The organism is Cryomorpha ignava (assembly GCF_010686655.1).
Taxonomy (GTDB): domain Bacteria; phylum Bacteroidota; class Bacteroidia; order Flavobacteriales_D; family Cryomorphaceae; genus Cryomorpha; species Cryomorpha ignava.
The window spans coordinates 1-18,715 of record NZ_JAAGVY010000044.1; the positions used below are offsets into that span (position 1 = coordinate 1).

General features: G+C 39.3%; 15 protein-coding genes and 2 pseudogenes. 16 read left to right on the forward strand and 1 reads right to left on the reverse strand.

Going from position 1 to position 18,715, the window contains the following annotated elements; all coding sequences use genetic code 11:
* Positions 1–148: 148 nt before the first annotated feature.
* From G3O08_RS16970 to G3O08_RS17015, 11 genes and pseudogenes are all read left to right on the forward strand, one after another.
* A pseudogene (locus G3O08_RS16970) lies at positions 149–1,330 on the forward strand (agmatine deiminase family protein); the annotation flags it as partial.
* Positions 1,331–1,536: 206 nt separating this feature from the next.
* Complete coding sequence (locus G3O08_RS16975) at positions 1,537–1,929, forward strand: DUF1801 domain-containing protein (RefSeq protein ID WP_163286655.1); 393 nt, start codon at positions 1,537–1,539, stop codon at positions 1,927–1,929.
* Between the two features lie 28 nt (positions 1,930–1,957).
* Positions 1,958–2,323, forward strand: a complete 366-nt coding sequence (locus tag G3O08_RS16980) for a DUF2200 domain-containing protein (RefSeq protein ID WP_163286656.1) — start codon at positions 1,958–1,960, stop codon at positions 2,321–2,323.
* Positions 2,324–2,547: 224 nt separating this feature from the next.
* A complete protein-coding gene (locus G3O08_RS20945) occupies positions 2,548–2,706 on the forward strand; it encodes a hypothetical protein (RefSeq protein ID WP_204336920.1) in 159 nt (52 codons plus the stop codon).
* 187 nt (positions 2,707–2,893) lie between these two features.
* Positions 2,894–3,634 carry a type II TA system antitoxin MqsA family protein gene (locus G3O08_RS16990; RefSeq protein ID WP_204336921.1) on the forward strand — a complete coding sequence of 247 codons (741 nt, stop codon included), beginning with the start codon at positions 2,894–2,896 and terminating at the stop codon, positions 3,632–3,634.
* 7 nt (positions 3,635–3,641) lie between these two features.
* Positions 3,642–3,896: a type II toxin-antitoxin system antitoxin SocA domain-containing protein gene (locus G3O08_RS21920; protein WP_394352328.1), complete on the forward strand. Its 255-nt coding sequence runs from the start codon at positions 3,642–3,644 to the stop codon at positions 3,894–3,896.
* A 111-nt stretch (positions 3,897–4,007) separates the two neighbouring features.
* Positions 4,008–4,380: pseudogene (locus tag G3O08_RS16995) on the forward strand (PH domain-containing protein).
* A 203-nt stretch (positions 4,381–4,583) separates the two neighbouring features.
* On the forward strand, positions 4,584–5,531 hold the full coding sequence (locus tag G3O08_RS17000) for a PP2C family protein-serine/threonine phosphatase (RefSeq protein ID WP_163286657.1): 948 nt from the start codon (positions 4,584–4,586) through the stop codon (positions 5,529–5,531).
* Positions 5,532–5,542: 11 nt separating this feature from the next.
* Complete coding sequence (locus G3O08_RS17005; protein WP_163286658.1) at positions 5,543–6,004, forward strand: hypothetical protein; 462 nt, start codon at positions 5,543–5,545, stop codon at positions 6,002–6,004.
* Positions 6,005–6,110: 106 nt separating this feature from the next.
* A complete protein-coding gene (locus tag G3O08_RS17010) occupies positions 6,111–8,306 on the forward strand; it encodes a B12-binding domain-containing radical SAM protein (RefSeq protein ID WP_163286659.1) in 2,196 nt (731 codons plus the stop codon).
* A 273-nt stretch (positions 8,307–8,579) separates the two neighbouring features.
* A complete protein-coding gene (locus tag G3O08_RS17015; RefSeq protein ID WP_163286660.1) occupies positions 8,580–10,703 on the forward strand; it encodes a glycoside hydrolase family 97 protein in 2,124 nt (707 codons plus the stop codon).
* 444 nt (positions 10,704–11,147) lie between these two features.
* On the opposite strand, the gene G3O08_RS17020 is transcribed toward G3O08_RS17015, so the two are convergent.
* Positions 11,148–15,038, reverse strand: a complete 3,891-nt coding sequence (locus G3O08_RS17020) for a T9SS type A sorting domain-containing protein (protein WP_163286661.1) — start codon at positions 15,036–15,038, stop codon at positions 11,148–11,150.
* Between the two features lie 832 nt (positions 15,039–15,870).
* Between G3O08_RS17020 and G3O08_RS17025 the strand changes: the two genes are divergently transcribed.
* The 5 genes from G3O08_RS17025 to G3O08_RS17045 all read left to right on the forward strand — a co-directional run bounded on the left by G3O08_RS17025 (position 15,871) and on the right by G3O08_RS17045 (position 18,620).
* Positions 15,871–16,095 (forward strand): RNA-binding S4 domain-containing protein, encoded by a 225-nt coding sequence (locus G3O08_RS17025; protein WP_163286662.1) that lies wholly within the window; start codon positions 15,871–15,873, stop codon positions 16,093–16,095.
* Entirely contained in the window at positions 16,092–16,283 is a 192-nt protein-coding gene (locus G3O08_RS17030) for a YwbE family protein (RefSeq protein ID WP_163286663.1), read from the forward strand. Before G3O08_RS17025 ends, G3O08_RS17030 begins: the two co-directional genes overlap by 4 nt.
* A 321-nt stretch (positions 16,284–16,604) precedes the next feature.
* Complete coding sequence (locus G3O08_RS17035; RefSeq protein WP_317164097.1) at positions 16,605–17,000, forward strand: OsmC family protein; 396 nt, start codon at positions 16,605–16,607, stop codon at positions 16,998–17,000.
* Positions 17,001–17,127: 127 nt separating this feature from the next.
* Positions 17,128–17,409 (forward strand): glyoxalase, encoded by a 282-nt coding sequence (locus G3O08_RS17040; protein WP_163286664.1) that lies wholly within the window; start codon positions 17,128–17,130, stop codon positions 17,407–17,409.
* A gap of 140 nt (positions 17,410–17,549) precedes the next feature.
* The gene (locus G3O08_RS17045; protein ID WP_163286665.1) at positions 17,550–18,620 is read left to right on the forward strand and encodes a PorV/PorQ family protein; all 1,071 of its coding nucleotides are present in this window, start codon (positions 17,550–17,552) and stop codon (positions 18,618–18,620) included.
* Positions 18,621–18,715: the final 95 nt, after the last annotated feature.

Genomic DNA, 18,715 nt, shown 5'->3' on the forward strand with positions numbered 1-18,715 from the left:
GCCAAAACCGATTTTGGAACAACCATTAACAATATCCCAAATATCAAACGGTTAAATCAATTTCTTGAGGAAGATTAAAAGAATAAATATCATGTTTTAGTGTACTTTTAGATGTGCGAAACTTTAGGTTTTAAATCAACCGGCGGAGTTTGATACTCAAGAAGCCATTTGGTTGATCTGGCCATCAACTGATCATAAGAAAGGTGAATCGGTTGAAAAAGTTACGCTTTCAATTATTGAAGCCCTCATCGGTCATATAGACATTGTGGTAACTTGCAAGGACAAAGAACTTCTTAACCATGCAAATGAGATCTTAAAAAATCGTTTTGGAGAAGAGCCCAGACTTAAACTTTTGGAAATTCCATCTTTTGAGATTTGGGCAAGAGACATGGGGCCAACTTTTGTGGAAACGAATAAAAACACGCTGGCCATTGCCGACTTTAATTTTGATTCCTGGGGATACGCTGATACTTTAGATACCGATACCAAAACTGAAGAAATGTACGACGAGAGAGCAGCTGAACAGTATAGTTTGCCCGTGATTTCGAGTACAATGATTAGTGAAGGTGGAAATAGAGAGGTAAATGGACGAGGCACGCTAATGACCACAGAGGTGGTGGAGGGAGGCAGAAACCCAACCATGACCAAAGGCGAGATGGAGCTTGAATATAAGAGGCTATTGGGTATTAAAAAAACCATCTGGTTAAAACAAGGTTTGGTTGAAGATGATCACACCTTTCTTGGGCCTGTTGCAACTGCCGATGGAACAAAAGCTTATACCGTAGTTACCACAAATGGGCATGTTGATGAATTCGTTCGTTTTGTGAATGATTCCACAATCCTTTTGGCAGAAATAGATAGTACAGAATTCGATGATCCGATCGCGTTTGAAAACCACAAGCGTATTGAGGAGAATTATCAAATATTGACTGCGGCGACTGACCAGGATGGTAAACCATTTACGATAATACGCATGCCCCTTCCGGGAACTATTTTTTCGACAATGGAGCCGGGTGACTATGTTTATGAATTCATCAAAACACTTAATTATAGCGATGGAAGTACTTTTCCTGATGGAGAACCGGTAAGAGTTATGGCTGCACTCAGTTATCTCAACTTCATTATTAGCGACAAGGTGGTTGTTGGTCAAACGTGCTGGAGAGAAGGAATGCCAAATGAGTTGAAATTAAAGGATGAAAAGGCTGCTCAAATTTTGCAATCTGTTTTTCCCAATCGAAAAGTGATAATGATTGATGCACTTGCCGTTAATTTGGGTGGTGGTGGAATTCATTGCATAAGCATGCACCAACCTGAATTGCCAGATAATTAGCTTTTAAAGTGGACTGAAACCAATGATTTACAATACTATAAAGAATTAATTACTGCTGCAAGGCTACAGACAAGATCCGCACTGATTTTCTATTTGGGTTTTACTTGCTAAATTAGATGCTTAAACATCGGTACTATTTTTATACCAAACATTATAACTGGCAAAATTGAAAGAAGGCAGAACGCAATAACCAAACTCAGACAGTAATGAATCAAGAAATCAAAGCATACAATGAAAGACAAGCTTCGAATGACAAAGAAATTTGCGATCGACTTTCAACCATCCTTGCAAACGAAATGGCCGAAGCAGAAAGTAAAATCTGGCATGCCCACCCTGTTTGGTTTTTAGACGGCAACCCAATTGTTGGTTACAGCAAGCAAAAAGCGGGCATCAGGCTAATGTTTTGGAGTGGGGCTGACTTTGAAGAAGAAAATTTGAATATCAGAGGTAAAAAATTTAAAGACGCTTCTATTTTCTACAACACTGTTTCAGAAATTGAAACGAACGATGTAATACGTTGGATCAAAAAATCAAAAGAAATTCAATGGGACTATAAAAACGTGGTGAAAAGAAAAGGACAATTAGAAAGGTTGAAGTAGTTTGAGTTTTTCAACAAAAAAATAAAGTATGGAAACGACTCCGAAAAACGATGATCGAATTGCAAAAATCGCTTTTGCTTCGGTATATCCGCACTATATCACAAAAGTGGAGAGCAAAGGCAGGACAAAAGAAGAATTGCATGAAGTGATAGCGTGGCTCACCGGCTTTGATGCCAGAAAACTACAGGAATTGATTGATGAGAAAGTGACTTTTGAAACATTCTTTAAGAGAGCAAAATTGAACCCGAATACACAACTCATCACCGGTGTAATTTGTGGGTACCGCGTAGAAGAAATCTCAACTCCATGGACCCAACAAATAAGGTATTTGGACAAGTTGGTGGACGAATTAGCGAAAGGTAAAAAAATGGAGAAGATTTTAAGGAAAGGCTGAATATGATGACTAAATACGAATAATGTCAGCCGTTTAGGTGAAGGGTTTTATTGATGTCTCGCCGTAATGATGCGGCAAAATATAATGATACAATACTTAAACCCTCACATAAAGAGACATCCAAGAACCCATGTAGAAAGAAAGAAAGGTGAGCTTGGCTTCAAATTGTTTCGCGACGTGTTTATGTTTACCATTAAAAAGATAAATATTGAAATGCAACGCCTATGAGCACGGAAAACGACGTAGCATCATTTTTGAAAGTATTCAAAGAAAAAATGAAATTTTGGGATATTCTTTTTCGTGATGATAGAGGTAAAAATGCACAAGCACTTGTCGATCTAGAACTTCGCCCCATAGACCGTAAAGCTGCACTTAAAGGTTAAAGATTACAGTCAAGGTCCTATCGAAGAAAAGTTGTATGGAGGGTCTGATATGTGGGTGTTTGGAAAAAAGATTAAGAAGAAAGAGGTTTATATCAAAATAACTATTGGTGCTCTTGGAAGTAGTGTAATCTGTATCTCCTTCCACCTGGCTGAGCATAAAATGCAATATCCTTTAAAATAATAGATTATGAAAAGTCCGGTTACAGGTAAAGAAATGATCTTGACAAAAGAAAAGAGGTCAATAAGTTTCAGGAAAGAGACTTTTGAAGTTGTTTTTCATTATTATAAATGTGAAGACAGTGTAGAAAAATTCACAACAGGGGAGTTAGATAACGTGAATATGAATCAGGTTTATAATCAATACCGCGATTTATTTAATATTCCTTTTCCTGACGAAATTATTAGCATTCGTGAAAAGTACAACTTATCGGCTGCTAAAATGTCTTCAATTTTAGGATTTGGGGCAAATAGCTATCGCCAATATGAATCGGGCGAAATGCCGAGTGTTTCTAACGCCAGATTAATTCAAATGATTGATGATCCTAAAAAGTTTATTGAATTAGTAGAGTTATGCGATTCATTAGATGCTAAAACAAAAGAGAAATATATTAAAACTGCAGAAGCAATAATTGCCGATAGAAAACGAAATAATTTCAGCTTCAACTTAAAACATTATTTGCTGGGAGATCATTTAGCTGATATATATTCTGGTTATAGAAATCCGAATCTTGAGAAATTCACAGAAATGGTTGTGTTCTTTTCCGAGCAAATGGAGCCATTTAAAACAAAAATGAATAAACTTTTATTTTATGCGGATTTTCTAATGTTCAAAGAAAGTTGTTTTTCAATAAGCGGTGTTAGGTACAGAGCTATTGATATGGGGCCTGTTCCTACCAATTTTCAAAGTATCTTAATACTTAGCAAATAATGATTCCATAGAAGTCTTTTACACGCAATTCCCTAAAGGCTATACAGGCGAACAATTTAAAGCAAGAAAAGAAAGACCTTTCAATCAAAAACTATTTACGGATGCAGAGATGGCTGTCTTAAACAGGGTTTCAGAAGTATTCAAAGAATCAAGCACCAATACCATTATTGAAACAAGCCACTCGGAAGATGCCTGGAAAAATAATTTAAAAGTTAAAGATGTTATAAGCTACGAATATGCATTTGATTTAACTCAAATATAAAGTTGGCAACAATTTGTTTGTGCAAGTACCCTACGGGAAGATCTGCAACGAATTATAAGTAATTTCAAACCGTAACCCAAGCTCTCACATAATAAACATTCAAAAAATCCCATGGGTCTATTCAACAACATATTAGGTAACTCCAGTGAAGTATCGTCAGAAAAACTGACAGAAAAATACAGGCAGCTGCTTTTAGAAAGCGAAAAGGTTGAGCTTGGCTTTAAATTGTTTCGCGACGTGTTTCTATTTGCCATTAAAAAGATTGATTTTAATCGATGTTCAGGGATTAACCGGTAGTAAGGCCGAGTATAAGTCATTACCTTATAAACACATATCCAGGTTCTCATTAGCAGGGACTTTTGACCTGGATGCGGAATTAAAAATCTGGATTGCAAGTGAAAACACGCCGACGGTATCTAAGAAATTCAATAAGAGTATTGATGTCTATGCGGTGCAGAGGTTGCTTGCCGAGAAGGTGATGTAGAGGAATAGTGGGTTTTGATCAAAAAATCGATCAGCTGGCTTAATTTCCAAGAAAGTGTAAAATCTCAAACAGTGGGAATAGTACCTGTCCACCTGAACTCTAACAGTAAATCAACGAAGAAAACCCAAATTCTGGAGCTATTCAAAATTGAAAAGTAACTATCTTTCATGAGATACGTTTCATAAATCAAGGCATTATAAGTTATGGAAAGATTAGGTAGGCGCACTTTGGTGAAAATGGACAGACACGAATCTGTATATATCACTGACTTAGAAAAAGAGCTGGCGGACTTCAAGGAACAGTATGCTTCCTTAAAAAGTATGTTCAGAATGACAACTGCTCATTTGAAAGAAGTGCTCGACGATCTAACCATTTCTGAAAAAAGACTCTTTGATGCGAATAAGGATTTAACAGACAGTATTAATTATGCCAAACGCATACAAAATGCATTTACCGTTCAAAAACATAAATTAAAAGATAGTTTCCCAAATTCTTTTGTATTCGATAAACCCAAAGATACATTAAGCGGAGATTTTGTTTGGACATTTGAAAACTGTGACCGCACCTTTTTGGGAGTTGGAGATTGCACTGGTCACGGAGTACCCGGCGCAATGCTTTCCATATTTATAGTCAGCATGTTAAATCAAATTATGAGTGCATCTGCCGATCAAACTCCTGCCAGTATTTTGGACAAATTAGATAAAAAGATACAAGAATATTTATATCAAAACGTTGATAAAATTAACGATAGTGCAGAGATTTCTATAATAGAATATGATCCGAAAAATAAAATATTATTTTACTCCGCTGCCAACCGTCCTTTAATTCATATACGGAATGGCGTGCTTACAACCTATCGGGGATCTAAATGTACTTTGGGAGATTCTTTTAAAAGGTTTAGTTTTGTGAAAAATATAGAGATCCCTTTAGAGAAAGGCGATATGGTTTTTATGTTTTCAGACGGGTATGTAGACCAATTTGGAGGTGCAGATGATAAAAAGTTTTTGACGAAAAGATTACTCGCACTTTTGCAGGAGATTGCTGATTTACCAGTCCACGATCAACATACAATTATAGAGTCTACATTTATCAATTGGCAAGGAGAGAACCTCCAAATTGATGATGTTTTGTTATTGGGATTTCGTGTTTAATTTTATGATAAATGGATAGAAAATCAACGGCAACGGAAAGGTTGCCAACGCTTTCATATAAATATGAGCTAGTAATAGCTAAGGATTATGGTAAAGTCTTTTTGCTACCCGATAATCAAATAATGATTTGTGAATTAACCAAAGAATATGTTCCAATAGAAGACTTTAAGGAAATCTTCTTTGAAACGATTCCTATTATTGAAAAACACCAAATCAAAAAATTCATTTTTGATAAGCAGAATTTGCAGGTTTTTGATCAACCTTCCATGGAATGGTATTTTATTCATTGGAAAAAAGATATTTATGATTTGGGAATGAAAACACATCGAAAAATACTCCCAAAAGATAATCCGGCGTTTACATTGGCTGTGGAGGCAGGGCGTTCTAAAATAAAGTCAGAATATAAAGATACCATCATTTCACATCTAGATATTCAATATAAAACATCAATAAAAGAGGCAATTGAAAGTTAGGGATTAATCAAGTATATGATTTGGGCTTGCGGCATCTTGTACTACAGATAAACTCCCCGCTATTATTTCCACTATCTTTGATGCCCTCCACATCTAAACCCAATAGTTGAAAGACCTTTTACTTATCACGCCGCCATTTACACAATTAAATACGCCCTATCCCGCAACGGCTTATTTAAAAGGGTTTTTGAACACCAGGAATATTGGTGCCTATCAAATGGATTTGGGCATTGAGGTTATTCTGGAGCTGTTTTCAAAAAAAAGCTTTGAATTTATTTTCGCGGAAGCGTACCAAAACAATAAAATAACTTCGGAAAATTGCCAGCGAATATACGCCTTAAGAGCTGATTATTTAGTCGTTTTAGATGACGTTATTCAGTTTCTGCAAGGAAAGAACTTAACCTTTGCACGTCAGATTTGCACGGGAAATTTTCTACCCGAAGCCTCGCGATTTGAAACTTTAGATGATTTGGATTACGCATTTGGCTCAATGGGACTTCAGGATAAGGCAAAACACCTGGCCACCTTGTATTTAGAAGATCTTTCAGATTTTATTGTGGAATGTATTGATGCCAATTTTGGCTTTAGCCGATATGCGGAGCGTTTGGGGATGAGTGCCAATTCCTTTGATGAGTTGTATGCAAATATGCAAACCGATACCACGTATATCGATACGATTACCTTGCGAATTCTAGACGCCCAACTAAAGGCAATACAGCCTAAATTGGTCTGTTTTTCGGTTCCCTTTCCGGGAAATTTGTATAGCGCATTTAGATGTGCTCAATATATCAAAGCCAATTATCCCGATCTTAAAGTGGCGATGGGAGGGGGGTTCCCCAATACAGAATTGCGCTCGCTAAAAGATGTACGGGTCTTTGAATTTTTTGATTACATCACTTTAGATGATGGCGAATTGCCCATTGAATTGTTGGCTCAACACGTTTGCGGAAACGGAGAAGCCGGAACGGATGCTTTTAAACGCACCCTTATTTTGGAAAGTGGAGAAGTACTTTATAAAAATACTTCCACCAAACCAGATTACCGTCAAAGTGAAATTGGTACGCCCGATTATTCCGATCTAAAACTTGATCAATATGTTTCGGTGATTGAAATTGCCAACCCCATGCACAGTCTTTGGAGCGATGGGCGGTGGAATAAACTCACCATGGCGCATGGCTGTTATTGGGCAAAATGCACTTTTTGTGATGTATCGCTTGATTATATCAAGATTTATGAGCCAATAACTGCCAAACTATTGGCAGACCGAATGGAAACATTAATCGCTCAAACCGGCGAAACAGGTTTTCATTTTGTTGACGAAGCTGCGCCGCCTGCCTTGATGAAGGCTTTGGCTTTGGAGATTTTAAAACGAAAGCTCACCCTTACCTGGTGGGCGAATATTAGATTTGAGAAAAACTTCACCCAAGACCTTTGCTATTTGCTAAAAGCATCTGGCTGTATCGCCGTTTCCGGCGGACTGGAAGTAGCTTCTGACAGGTTGTTGAAATTGATTGATAAGGGTGTAACCGTGGAGCAAGTAGCTCGCGTGACCCGCAATTTTACCAATGCCAATATTATGGTGCATTCGTATTTAATGTACGGTTACCCCACCCAAACCGTTCAGGAAACGGTAGACAGCCTGGAAATGGTGCGTCAGCTTTTTGAAGAGGGAGTCTTGCAATCAGGTTTTTGGCATCAGTTTGCCTTGACTGCCCATAGCCCGATAGGTTTGGCGCCGGCTGATTATGGTATTAATCCCATTTACAAAGACATCACTTTTGCCAATAACGATGTAGATTTTACGGATCAAACTGGCATTGACCATACCCAATTTAGCTATGGCTTAAAAAAGTCGCTCTTTAATTTTATGCATGGCATTGGGTTTGAATTGCCGCTTCAAGATTGGTTTGATTTTAAAATTCCAAAAACCTTAATCGGGAGCGATTACATACTAACCTGTTTAGAAGCGGTACCGAATTTTTCCGTGCAGTCAAGCGCCAAAGTGGTTTGGCTTGGTGGAATGCCATTGGTAGTGGAGCAAGCCAAAACCAAGAAAGGCATCACCTGGCAGAATCTTCAAATGACTTTTCATGATAAGATAGAATCGTTTCAAATCACTGTAGAAAAAGACAAAGGTGAATGGCTATTAAACGCCTTGCCAACCTTGTCGCCATCAGGGGATAAGCTCCACACTTTCGGGCAACTCAAGGGAGATTTCGAAACCCGTTTTGAAAATTTTGAACTGTTTTGGAATTCCAAACCGATGCAGAAGTTGAAGGATTTTGGGTTGCTGGTTGTTTAGCTTCAGAGGTTTTTCTTACTTCACATAATTGATATTTCTTCTGAACAAGATGTCCTGGCCAGAGTAAAACACGTATGAATGTTTCGGGTTAGTTTATGGCTGGCAAGGTGTCATTTCAGTAATTGGTTATATTTAGCGCAAAGATTGCAGATTAATGATCCGGATTTAAATGCCATTTCCAGATTCATAGTCGAAGGAAGGGTTGAATAAAGAAGATGCGGTTGAATTTTATCAAGCCAATGGCAGAAATTCTTGAAACATAATAATTTGACAATGAAATACGCTTTAATATTCCAAGTTGCATTCCTATTGTTTATAGCAGTAGGATGCAATGAGAATAAGCATGAACTTACTGTTAGTTCGCCGGCTAAGATCAATACGGTTGAATTTCACCTTTCTGAAAACGGACAGCCTTTTTACCTGGTTTCTCATAATGGAAATGTTGTAATCGATTCGTCCTACATCAGTTTTGATTTTAAAAATCAGGAATCTCTCAAAGAGAATTTCAAGGTGGTGAATACTACGGCAAGTTCGTTTAATGAAACCTGGGAAATGCCCTGGGGGGAGCAGCGAAAAGTAATAAATCACTACAATGAATTAATTGTTGAACTCGAAGAGAGCATTGTCCCAAATCGCAGGCTTAACCTGTATTTCAAAGCCTTTGATGATGGAATTGGTTTTTGCTATGAATTTCTTGAGCAAGAGGGGCTTGACAGCTTAATCATAATGGAAGAAAATACGGAGTTTCAACTTATGGGCGACCATATGGCATGGTGGATACCTGCTGACTGGGATATTTATGAATACCTGTTTAATACCACTTCTATTTCTGAAATTAACGCTTTTGATCATATTGATGGCCCCGGACTTGGCCACACCACTATTCGGGAAAATGCCGTAAATACTCCGGTTACGATGCGCACGAGCGATGGCATACATTTGAGCATCCACGAAGCGGCACTTCTCGATTATGCAGATATGACATTAAAAGTAGATACCGTTAATTTATGTTTGACAAGCCAGTTGGTTGGATCTGACAGGCTTGGATATAAAGTGAAGCGAGCCCTGCCATTTAAAACGCCGTGGAGAAGCATTCAAATAGCAGATAAAGCAACAGAATTAATCGAATCAAAGCTCATCGTGAATTTAAATGAACCCAATCAATTGGGTGATATTAGTTGGTTTAAACCCAAAAAATACATGGGTATTTGGTGGGAAATGCACATTGATAAAGGATCTTGGGATTATGGAATGACGATGGATCCAGAATCGGGGAAATGGATTGATACAGGAAAAGCACATGGCCGCCATAGCGCGACTACCGAAAATGCAAAAAGATATATTGATTTTGCTTCGGAAAATGGAATAAAGGGTGTTTTGGTAGAAGGTTGGAATACAGGCTGGGAAAAATGGATCGGTTTTGAAGACAGAGAAGGTGTATTTGACTTTGTGACGCCTTATCCCGATTATGATATTGAAGAAGTGGTAAGATACGCAAAGGAGAAGGGCGTGGAAATTATAATGCATCACGAAACTTCAAGTGCACCGGTAACCTATGAGCAACAAATGGATACGGCATATCAGTTGATGCAAAGTTTGGGAATTCATGCCGTGAAGTCGGGATATGTCGGAAAAATAATTCCAAAAGGCGAGTTTCATCATGGCCAGTGGATGGTTAATCATTATCAAAAAGCATTGGAGAAAGCAGCTAAATATGAGATTGCCGTAAACGCACATGAACCCATCAAGCCAACCGGACTCAGACGTACATTTCCGAATGCTATATCGAGAGAAGGCCTAAGAGGTCAGGAATTTAATGCATGGTCGCCGGATGGTGGCAATCCGCCGGAGCATATTTCTATTGTAGCTTTTACAAGAATGCTGGCAGGGCCAATAGATTTTACACCCGGTGTTTTTGAAATTTCGATACCGACAAAAGAAAACAATCAGATTAATACCACGTTGGCACAGCAACTTGCGCTATATGTTGTAATCTATAGCCCCATTCAAATGGCTTGCGATTTACCTGAAAACTATGAAAACCAACCTGCCTTTCAGTTTATAAGAGATGAGGGTGTAGATTGGGAACAGACACAGGTTTTAGCTGGAGAAGTAGGCGATTTTGTAGTCATAGCCAGAGAAGAAAGAGAGACAGGGAGTTGGTTTGTAGGAGGAGTTACGGATGAAAATGCACGGACAGTATCCATTAATTTTGATTTTTTGGAAGTCAATAAAACGTATTTGGCTACCATCTACAGAGACAACGATGAAAGCCATTTCAAAACGAATCCGACTTCAATAGAAATTGAAAAAGTAGAAGTTGTGAAAAGCTCGACCAGAGAATTGACAATGAAAGAAGGCGGCGGATTTGCAATAAGTCTTATTGAAGAGGAATAATCAGGCACGTAAAAAATGGTGAATTATTCTGGCTGTTAAATCTACCCTTGACTTTTCACGATAAGAGCTATTCCTTTCAAATAAGTGTAGAAAAAGACAAATGGCTGTTAAATGCTTTACGAGTCTATCGCCAGCGGGTGATAAGCTGCGCAGTTTTGGCCAGATCAAGGCTGGTTTCGAAACCCGTATCGAAGATTTTGGGTTGTTATGGTATTCCAAAGCGATGCAGAAGCTGAAGGATTTTGGGTTGTTGGTTGCTTAGGTTTTACTGAATTGAGTTTTGAGACGGCATTCGAAATTTTGTAGCTCGGAACAAGCAAGAAATCTGTGCAATCTATTTTGAACACAGGACTTGAATAGCGAACCCCTAAAACCATAAAAAATAAATGGTTCAGGAATATTCCTGAACCATTTATTTTTGTGTTATACACCGAAGATTAGGTGCTAGTTTTTAAAGACTATAACTGATTCTGTGAGTTCAGTTCCGTTCCATTCAATAATGTACATCCCTCTCTCAAGTGTGCTCAGGTCTAAGCTCACTTTATCTTCAATTTCGGGCGTAGTGAAACGAAACATTTCCTGACCAGAAACATTCATTACCCTGATCATATCTCCTGCTTTCATTTCGGGAGCTTTCGCAAGATAAACCCAATCATTTGTTGGTGATGGGTAAGCGAGAAGTGTTTTATCCTTTGTCTCTTCTATAACTAGATTATTCTCGAAGACCTCACCCGTGATCACTTGTTGACAGGTAACTTCATTGCCGCAGGCATCCGTTGCTACCCAGGTACGAATAATCTCAAAACAGTTGTCTGAAGGATCCGTTGGTCCTTCGCCTTCAGGACAATCGAGAAAACCGTGATCCTGGTTTCCATCAACGAAATTTTCATTGATGCCAGCCAAAACACTTATCAGTTCCGACCCCGTGTATGGACTCGCACATCCACCGAAATAATTTTGGACTATTTCTAAAATCTGATTCACAGTTTGACCTGAAAATTCTCCGGATGCTACCGTCAACTCACCTAGATTAACTGCCGATTCGCTATAGTTCGGATCTGCATAATCGAATCCAACACTCAATGTTGCGGCTACCAATTGCCCCGCTAAAGTCGATTTGAAACCAGTAGGGTCTGTTAAGTCAGATGAGAGCCTTCGGGTGGATCCACCGCTTGGCAGAAAATTCTGTACCGCCTCGCTACTCGTGAGGGTCAAGTTGAAGTCGCAACCTACTACCAGACCATTTGGAAATGCTTCTGCAAAATGGGCATCTCTGTATGATCCGGGATTGCTTCCATGACTTGTTGTACCCCAGCCCCCTTGCGTCTGAGTTCTAAAAGTACCGCAATCGTCATCACAGCAATTTTCGGTTCCTGAAGTACCTCCGGAAATTTCTACAATGCTATCAGAATATGAGATTGAAATCTCCGAACAACTTCCTGCACCACTAGGAAAACCTGTAGAAGATGGATCCGTGCTTGCATCACATGCCACAGTAATATCCTCCGGACAAAGTATTTGAGGTAAGCCACCTTCTTCAAATTCAATGGTTTGAACACATGATCGAGCATTGCCACATGCATCTGTAGCTGTCCAGGTTCGCAAAATGGATGCAGGACATGCATCAAAAAAATCTACATCGGAATAATCCACGCTTACGTCATTACAAAAATCGACGGCAGTGGCCATCCCCAGAGATTCGGGGCTAGTATCAGTACCACAAGAAATCAAAGTATCTGCCGGACAGAAAACCACTGGCAACATATTGTCAAAAAAAGAAATCTGCTGATTACAAGTAGCTACATTGCCGCAATAATCGGTTGCAATCCAGGTGCGAATAAAAGTGGGTGAACAAGTTCCCGAAACCTCTCCATCTTCATAAGTGAGTGACACATCTAGGCATTGATCTGTTGCGATCGCCATTCCGGTATGTATAGGCTTCGCATCTGAATATGCACATGACACAGTTATGTCAGCCGGACAAGATATTGTTGGAGCTTCTTCGTCAATAACGGTAATAATCTGAATACATGTTGCCAAATTGTTACAAGCATCTGCTGCTTTCCATGTTCTTACAAAGCTCATCGGACAATTGCCATACATTGCACCATCGGTATAAGTAAGACTTACAGATGAACATTCGTCAGTTGCTGTAGGTGTTCCTGTAAATTCCGGATCAATTCCAGATTCTCCACAAGTAACTGTGGTATCGTTTGTGCATGTTATAGAAGGAGGATTATTATCTTCAAACATGATTCGTTGAATACAATTTGATACGTTACCACATGTGTCTACGGCAGTCCACGTTCTTTGTATGGTAGGCGGACATGTATTGATATTCCTTTCACTATCCTCATAGGTAATTGTTACATGCGTTCCGCTGCAATTGTCAATGGCTTCAGCAAGTCCAATATCATCCGTACCATAGTTTTCATCGCCACAAGCGAGCATAACATCTGCCGGACATATGAGCTGAGGTCCCTGTGTATCCTGAATGGTAATATTTCTATACAGGTTGCTGATATTGCCACATTCGTCTACAGCCGAATAAATCCTGAAGTAGTTGGTTCGGCAACCTGCTATACTTATACTTTCCGTAAATGTCACATCGAGGGTATCTCCGCTGCAATAATCAATCGCATAGGCGGCGGCTGGTGGTGGAGCCTCTCCGCACTGAAGATTTGAACCTGGCGGCACTCCAATAATTACAGGCCCTGTATTATCAGTTTTAGTAATAATTTGATCTGCACTGGTGCTATTCCCACACGCGTCAGTGGCTACCCAGGTGCGTGTTATGGTTTGAGTACATCCCTCCCCAGAAGGAACACCATCTGAATATGTGAGAGTTACCGATGAACACACATCCGTAGCGTTGGCACTTCCCGTAAAAACAGGATTCATAGAAGAACCGCAATTAATGCTAATGTCATTCGGAACTACCAATGCAGGTGGGGCATTGTCTTCAACAAAGACGGTTTGATAACAAAAAGAACTGTTTCCACAATTATCAACTGCCATCCATGTTCGTGTAAACTGCCCGCAGTTTGATGATGGTCCGTTATAATAGGAAATAGCTACATCCGTATCGCAGTTGTCAGTTGCCGCGGCAAAAACATCTGGTTCTATAACAGGACTGCAATTTGCATATTGCGGGTCCGGACATGTGATTATAGGGGCAACGTTGTCTATAACCTGAAACGTTTGTTCACAGGTTACTGTATTTTGACCATCTGAAACCGAATAGACACGCGTTAGGTTAAAGGGACTGCTAGCACATCCGTTACCAATGGTAATTTCTGAAACTTCAATTGTGACGTCTCCACAATTATTCGAATAAGAAATAAGGCTTTCGTCCGGATCTGGTATGCTCGACACACAAGCGAAGGATTGATTCTGGAGATTGGAACAATCTATAGTCAGCTCACAGCACTCCGGACTATTGCCGGTAACTGTTGAAATTGAACATGTAGATTGACTATCGCTCTGTGAGTCGACAGAAAATGAATATGAATCATCTTGTGCATATGAGAGTTCAAGCATCACTTCGTTGACACTTTCTTCTTCTTCAGGATTACCAAAACAGAACTCAAAACCATTTCCGCTGAGCGCATTTGGCGCCAAAAGGGTATAACAACCATTCGTACCTGAAAGATAAATTTGTACAGTATAATTCCCATCCTGAGTACAAACCGCAGTGACTTCTCCAAGTGAGATCGAACATGGATTCCCTTCGGGAGGACAATCCAGAAAACCGTTGTCTGTAATACCATCAACGTAATTTTCATTGATAGATGACAATACTGATGTGAACTGCGACGAAGTGTAAGCATTCGAACATCCACCTAAATGAGCGTTTGCCAAAGCTACAACCTCCGTTACAGATTTGCCAACAAACGTTCCCTGAGCCACTATTTGATCTCCCAGATAGGTGCTGGATAGGGCAAAATTTTGATCTGCCTGATCAAATGCCAAACTCAGCGTAATAGCGAGTAAGTGTCCGGCCAAAGTATTGTTGTAATTGACCGGATCAATCAAACTCTCGCTCAGTACAGACGGAGTACCTCCTGATGGAAGAAAAGCTTCGACTGCAGCGGTTGTGGAAAAGGAAATTGAATAATCACACCCGATCGTTACCCCATCCGGGAAAACATCAGAAAAATGGGCATCGCGATAAGCCCCTGGATTGTTTCCATTGGCTGTTGAGCCCCATCCGCCGGGCGTTTGGGTTCGAAATTGATCACAATCTGCTCTTATTTGAGCTTTGCAATCGCTTGACTGAACTTGAATTACTAGAAAAAGGGGAGTTAGGCAAATTAATCGTAGATTTCTAATCATACAACGTATTTAATTCATAACCAACTCCATGGGAGTACAACAACGACTTGTTGCAGGAATATGTACGATATTAGAAGTGGTTTGTTTCGAAAAATATATAGCATTCTTGCAGGGTTCACGCCAAATATAGAAAGATGAACGCTTTACATAAATGAATTTAATTACGATTGATCATGAGCTTCGAAAATATTTCGATTAGGGATTGGTGGTTTTAGGTTGATGCGATATAGGAAGATTGCCTAAGTTTTAAAGACTTGATTTTTTGGCGTTTGAGCCGTCTTAAAATTAAAAAAAAAACTTTCTTATTCTGCTGACAGCCAGTAACAAGCTTGTTTATATTTAAGTATATTTGCAACTATATTTGTGTATTTACTGTTGTGAAACGGTGCAGTACCATCAAATGAAATCATTGTTTATTTTATCAGAAGGTTTAATAATAGGCGGCTGGGAGGTTGTGCTGGTCATGCCGAAAGTAGGCCGGCGGTGACAGTAATCGCTGACGCTACTCTATGGGACACTGCGCATGAAATTGGTCATGTATTATTGACGACTCATTTTTCGGGACCTGCGCATAGCCGAAAATTTACAAATGTCATGTTCGCATTCAGTAGCCGAAGCAGCAGAATACCGACATTGGAGAATATACAACTAGCTCAAATACGCAGAAGTGTATGCTGTGTTAGAATTTAGAAATACTGGAAAAGCGAGGAGTAAAAATTGAAAAAATTATTTGCCGTAAAATACTATTGCCAACTAATTCCAAGACATTGAGATCCATTCCTTGATAGCATCACTTTTATAACGGCTATATTTGCCGTTTAAAACAGAATCAATGACGAGCCATCTTTTTACCCTTACCAATAACAATGAGTTTATTACACTCGATACCCTTTTAAAGCTTATGCGCTTGGTGGGTTCTGGTGGTGAGGCTCACGCTGCGATTCAAGAAGGAATTGTGCTGGTAAATGGCGCAGTGGAATTGCAAAAGCGCAAGAAAGTGCGCGCCGGCGACAAAGTGGAGTTTAATGGACAACACCTAATAGAAGTTAAGGCATGAACGGAACAGAAAGAAACGACATTTCAATTGGCGCAGCCGTGCAAATAGTGCTTAAAAAAGACCAACGAACCGGCACATTGACCGAAGGAATTGTGATGAACATTCTTACAAAATCTCCAAAGCATTCCCATGGCATCAAAGTGCGCTTGGAAGATGGACAGGTGGGAAGGGTGAAGAAAGTGCTGTAAAGATGGCTACTGAAAATTTAAACTCTATAATTATCACCATTCCCATTATTTCAGACAGAGATTTGCTTCTGAGACTTGAATGGATTCGCAATCAGGAGCATCTCAAGAGATTTTTATTATACTTGTCAAAAGGATGACTCGCACAGAGATGCTGCGGGTTTTTTGTGTGACTCGAACCCCTAAACAGCCGCGCACGATTGCAAATTTATTTTTGTAATTATGTATGTGAAAAGAGCTGAAAAAGGAATGAAAAAACACAATTATAAAATCAAAGTAGAATGGATCGGAAACCACGCTGCAAGCACTGAGAATTATTAATAATTGAGCCGGGACCATGAAATCTCTACAGATGGAAAGTACTCTGGAATTAACGGATCTGCCGACCCGATCTTTTTGGGCGATAAAACCAGATACAATCCCGAAGATCTTTTTTTGTCATCCTTGTCGGCCTGCCATATGCTTTGGTATTTGCACTTGTGCGCAACGCATAAAATTATCGTGACCTCTTATAGCGACAATGCCAGTGGAACTTTGGTAGAGTCGGAAAATGGAGGCGGGCGATTTACAGAAGTTACTTTAAACCCAAAAGTGAAAATTAAAGATGCTACGCTGAGTGCGAAAGCGATGGGAGTGTACCGAGAGGCTGATAAAATGTGTTTCATTGCTAATTCCTGCAATTGTAAAATCAAGCATCAGCCCGATATCACTGCTGATTAATATGGTTTTTGTGCTTGCTATGGTGAAACTGATTTTAGGGGTATGTTTTATTTGTTAGATTCGAAGAGATTGGGAGCGCACTTTTTATTGGCTACAGAGTGGTTATTGAGCTTGTCTAAATGCACAGATGGCTGTTTCCGAAAATAATGAAGTTCTGCTTTGTCTTCACAAATGGGGATCGCACGAACATCCAACAGTGGAAAATCGGAATATAATCTCTGGAAATGGATTAGTCCTTTATTGCAAATTCGATAATATTAACCTTGTAAGAGAAAAGCTTCAAAAGATGGGTTGGCCGGTGGAGGAAGAAATTCATTTAAACTCGAATTCCACAAAGATGGAGTTTTCGCTACGCGATCTGGATGGATATGATTTAACGATTACTGAATATCATGAGTATGAAGGGTAGAAAAGGCAAAGTAAGATGCGGGATATGGAGAGATATAATTATGGGTGGTTTTTTAAAGTAAGCCAATTGAAATTAACTTATTCGTAGTTTTGGATAGAATTCTTACTTTAGTTGATATATCTGCACGCATTCATTAAGCTATGAGAACCTTACTTTTTATTATCCTTTTAAACATCCCTTTTTTTGCGACTGCCCAATACAAAACTTTACTCCGCGAAAGCTTTTTTGGAAGGCAACCATCGGCGAGGGCAGAGGCCATGGGAAAAACATATACTTCCATAGACGGTGATTTGGCAACCATTTATTTTAATCCTGCCGGAATATCTTCTATCAGAGGTGTTGAGGTTAATAGTTCATACACTCCGCCTGGATATTATCTTACCGAAGGATACTATACTTTTTTTGCCGCAGGGGTAAAGGTAAATGACTATTTGCGATTGGCATTTTCTCAGTTTCAATTTAATCTGGGAAAGACAGAATTTCTGTCAGCCCGGGTTCCCCCTTTTGCCAAACACAATACCCTCACCATAGCATCAGAGCCTATTAAGAATCTTTTCATTGGGTTAAATGCAAATTTGCTGGTTTATGAAACCGGAGTAATTGGAGAGGAAATCTCTTTTTACCTCGATTTAGGAGCTATTAAAAAGTTTGAATTTCTTCAAAAGGAATCTACCGGCCACTCTGTAAATATTGGCGCAAGCGTATCAAATTTCACCATGAGCGTAATGACTTTTGGCAATAATAAATTTGAGTCGGCTTCAGAATTGCCAGTCACCGGAAGGTTCGGTGTAAGCTATCAATTTTTGCTGGACAAACACCTGCTACATGAGAATTTAGAGACGCTTAAGTTTTTAATCCAGGGCGATTATCAAAATGTTTTCAATAGTGATTTTTATACAGCTTACCGTGGAGGAGGAGAAGTTTTACTCTTAGAAATTCTGGCGCTGCGTATAGGCTATTACAAAGAAGAGGAAAACGACCTCCGTCTTCCACTCGAAAACTACGATGAAATTAGCGCTATAACAACAGGCTTTGGACTACAATTGCCATTAAATAAATTGACCAATTTGCCATTAAACATACGTTTTGATTATACTTCGCTACCGCAGCAGCCTTATTCAAATACATTTTCAAATTTTGACAACTTTACCACGTATAGCTTAAGATTAAACTGGTTATTTAAAGAGAAGGACAAGAGTTTAAAAAGCTAGACTAATACAATATGACATAATTTATTCCAGTTTCGCGCTAAACCTTTTCATCACAAATTAGTTTCCTTATCAGATCTTCCATTTCCCGAAGCGAC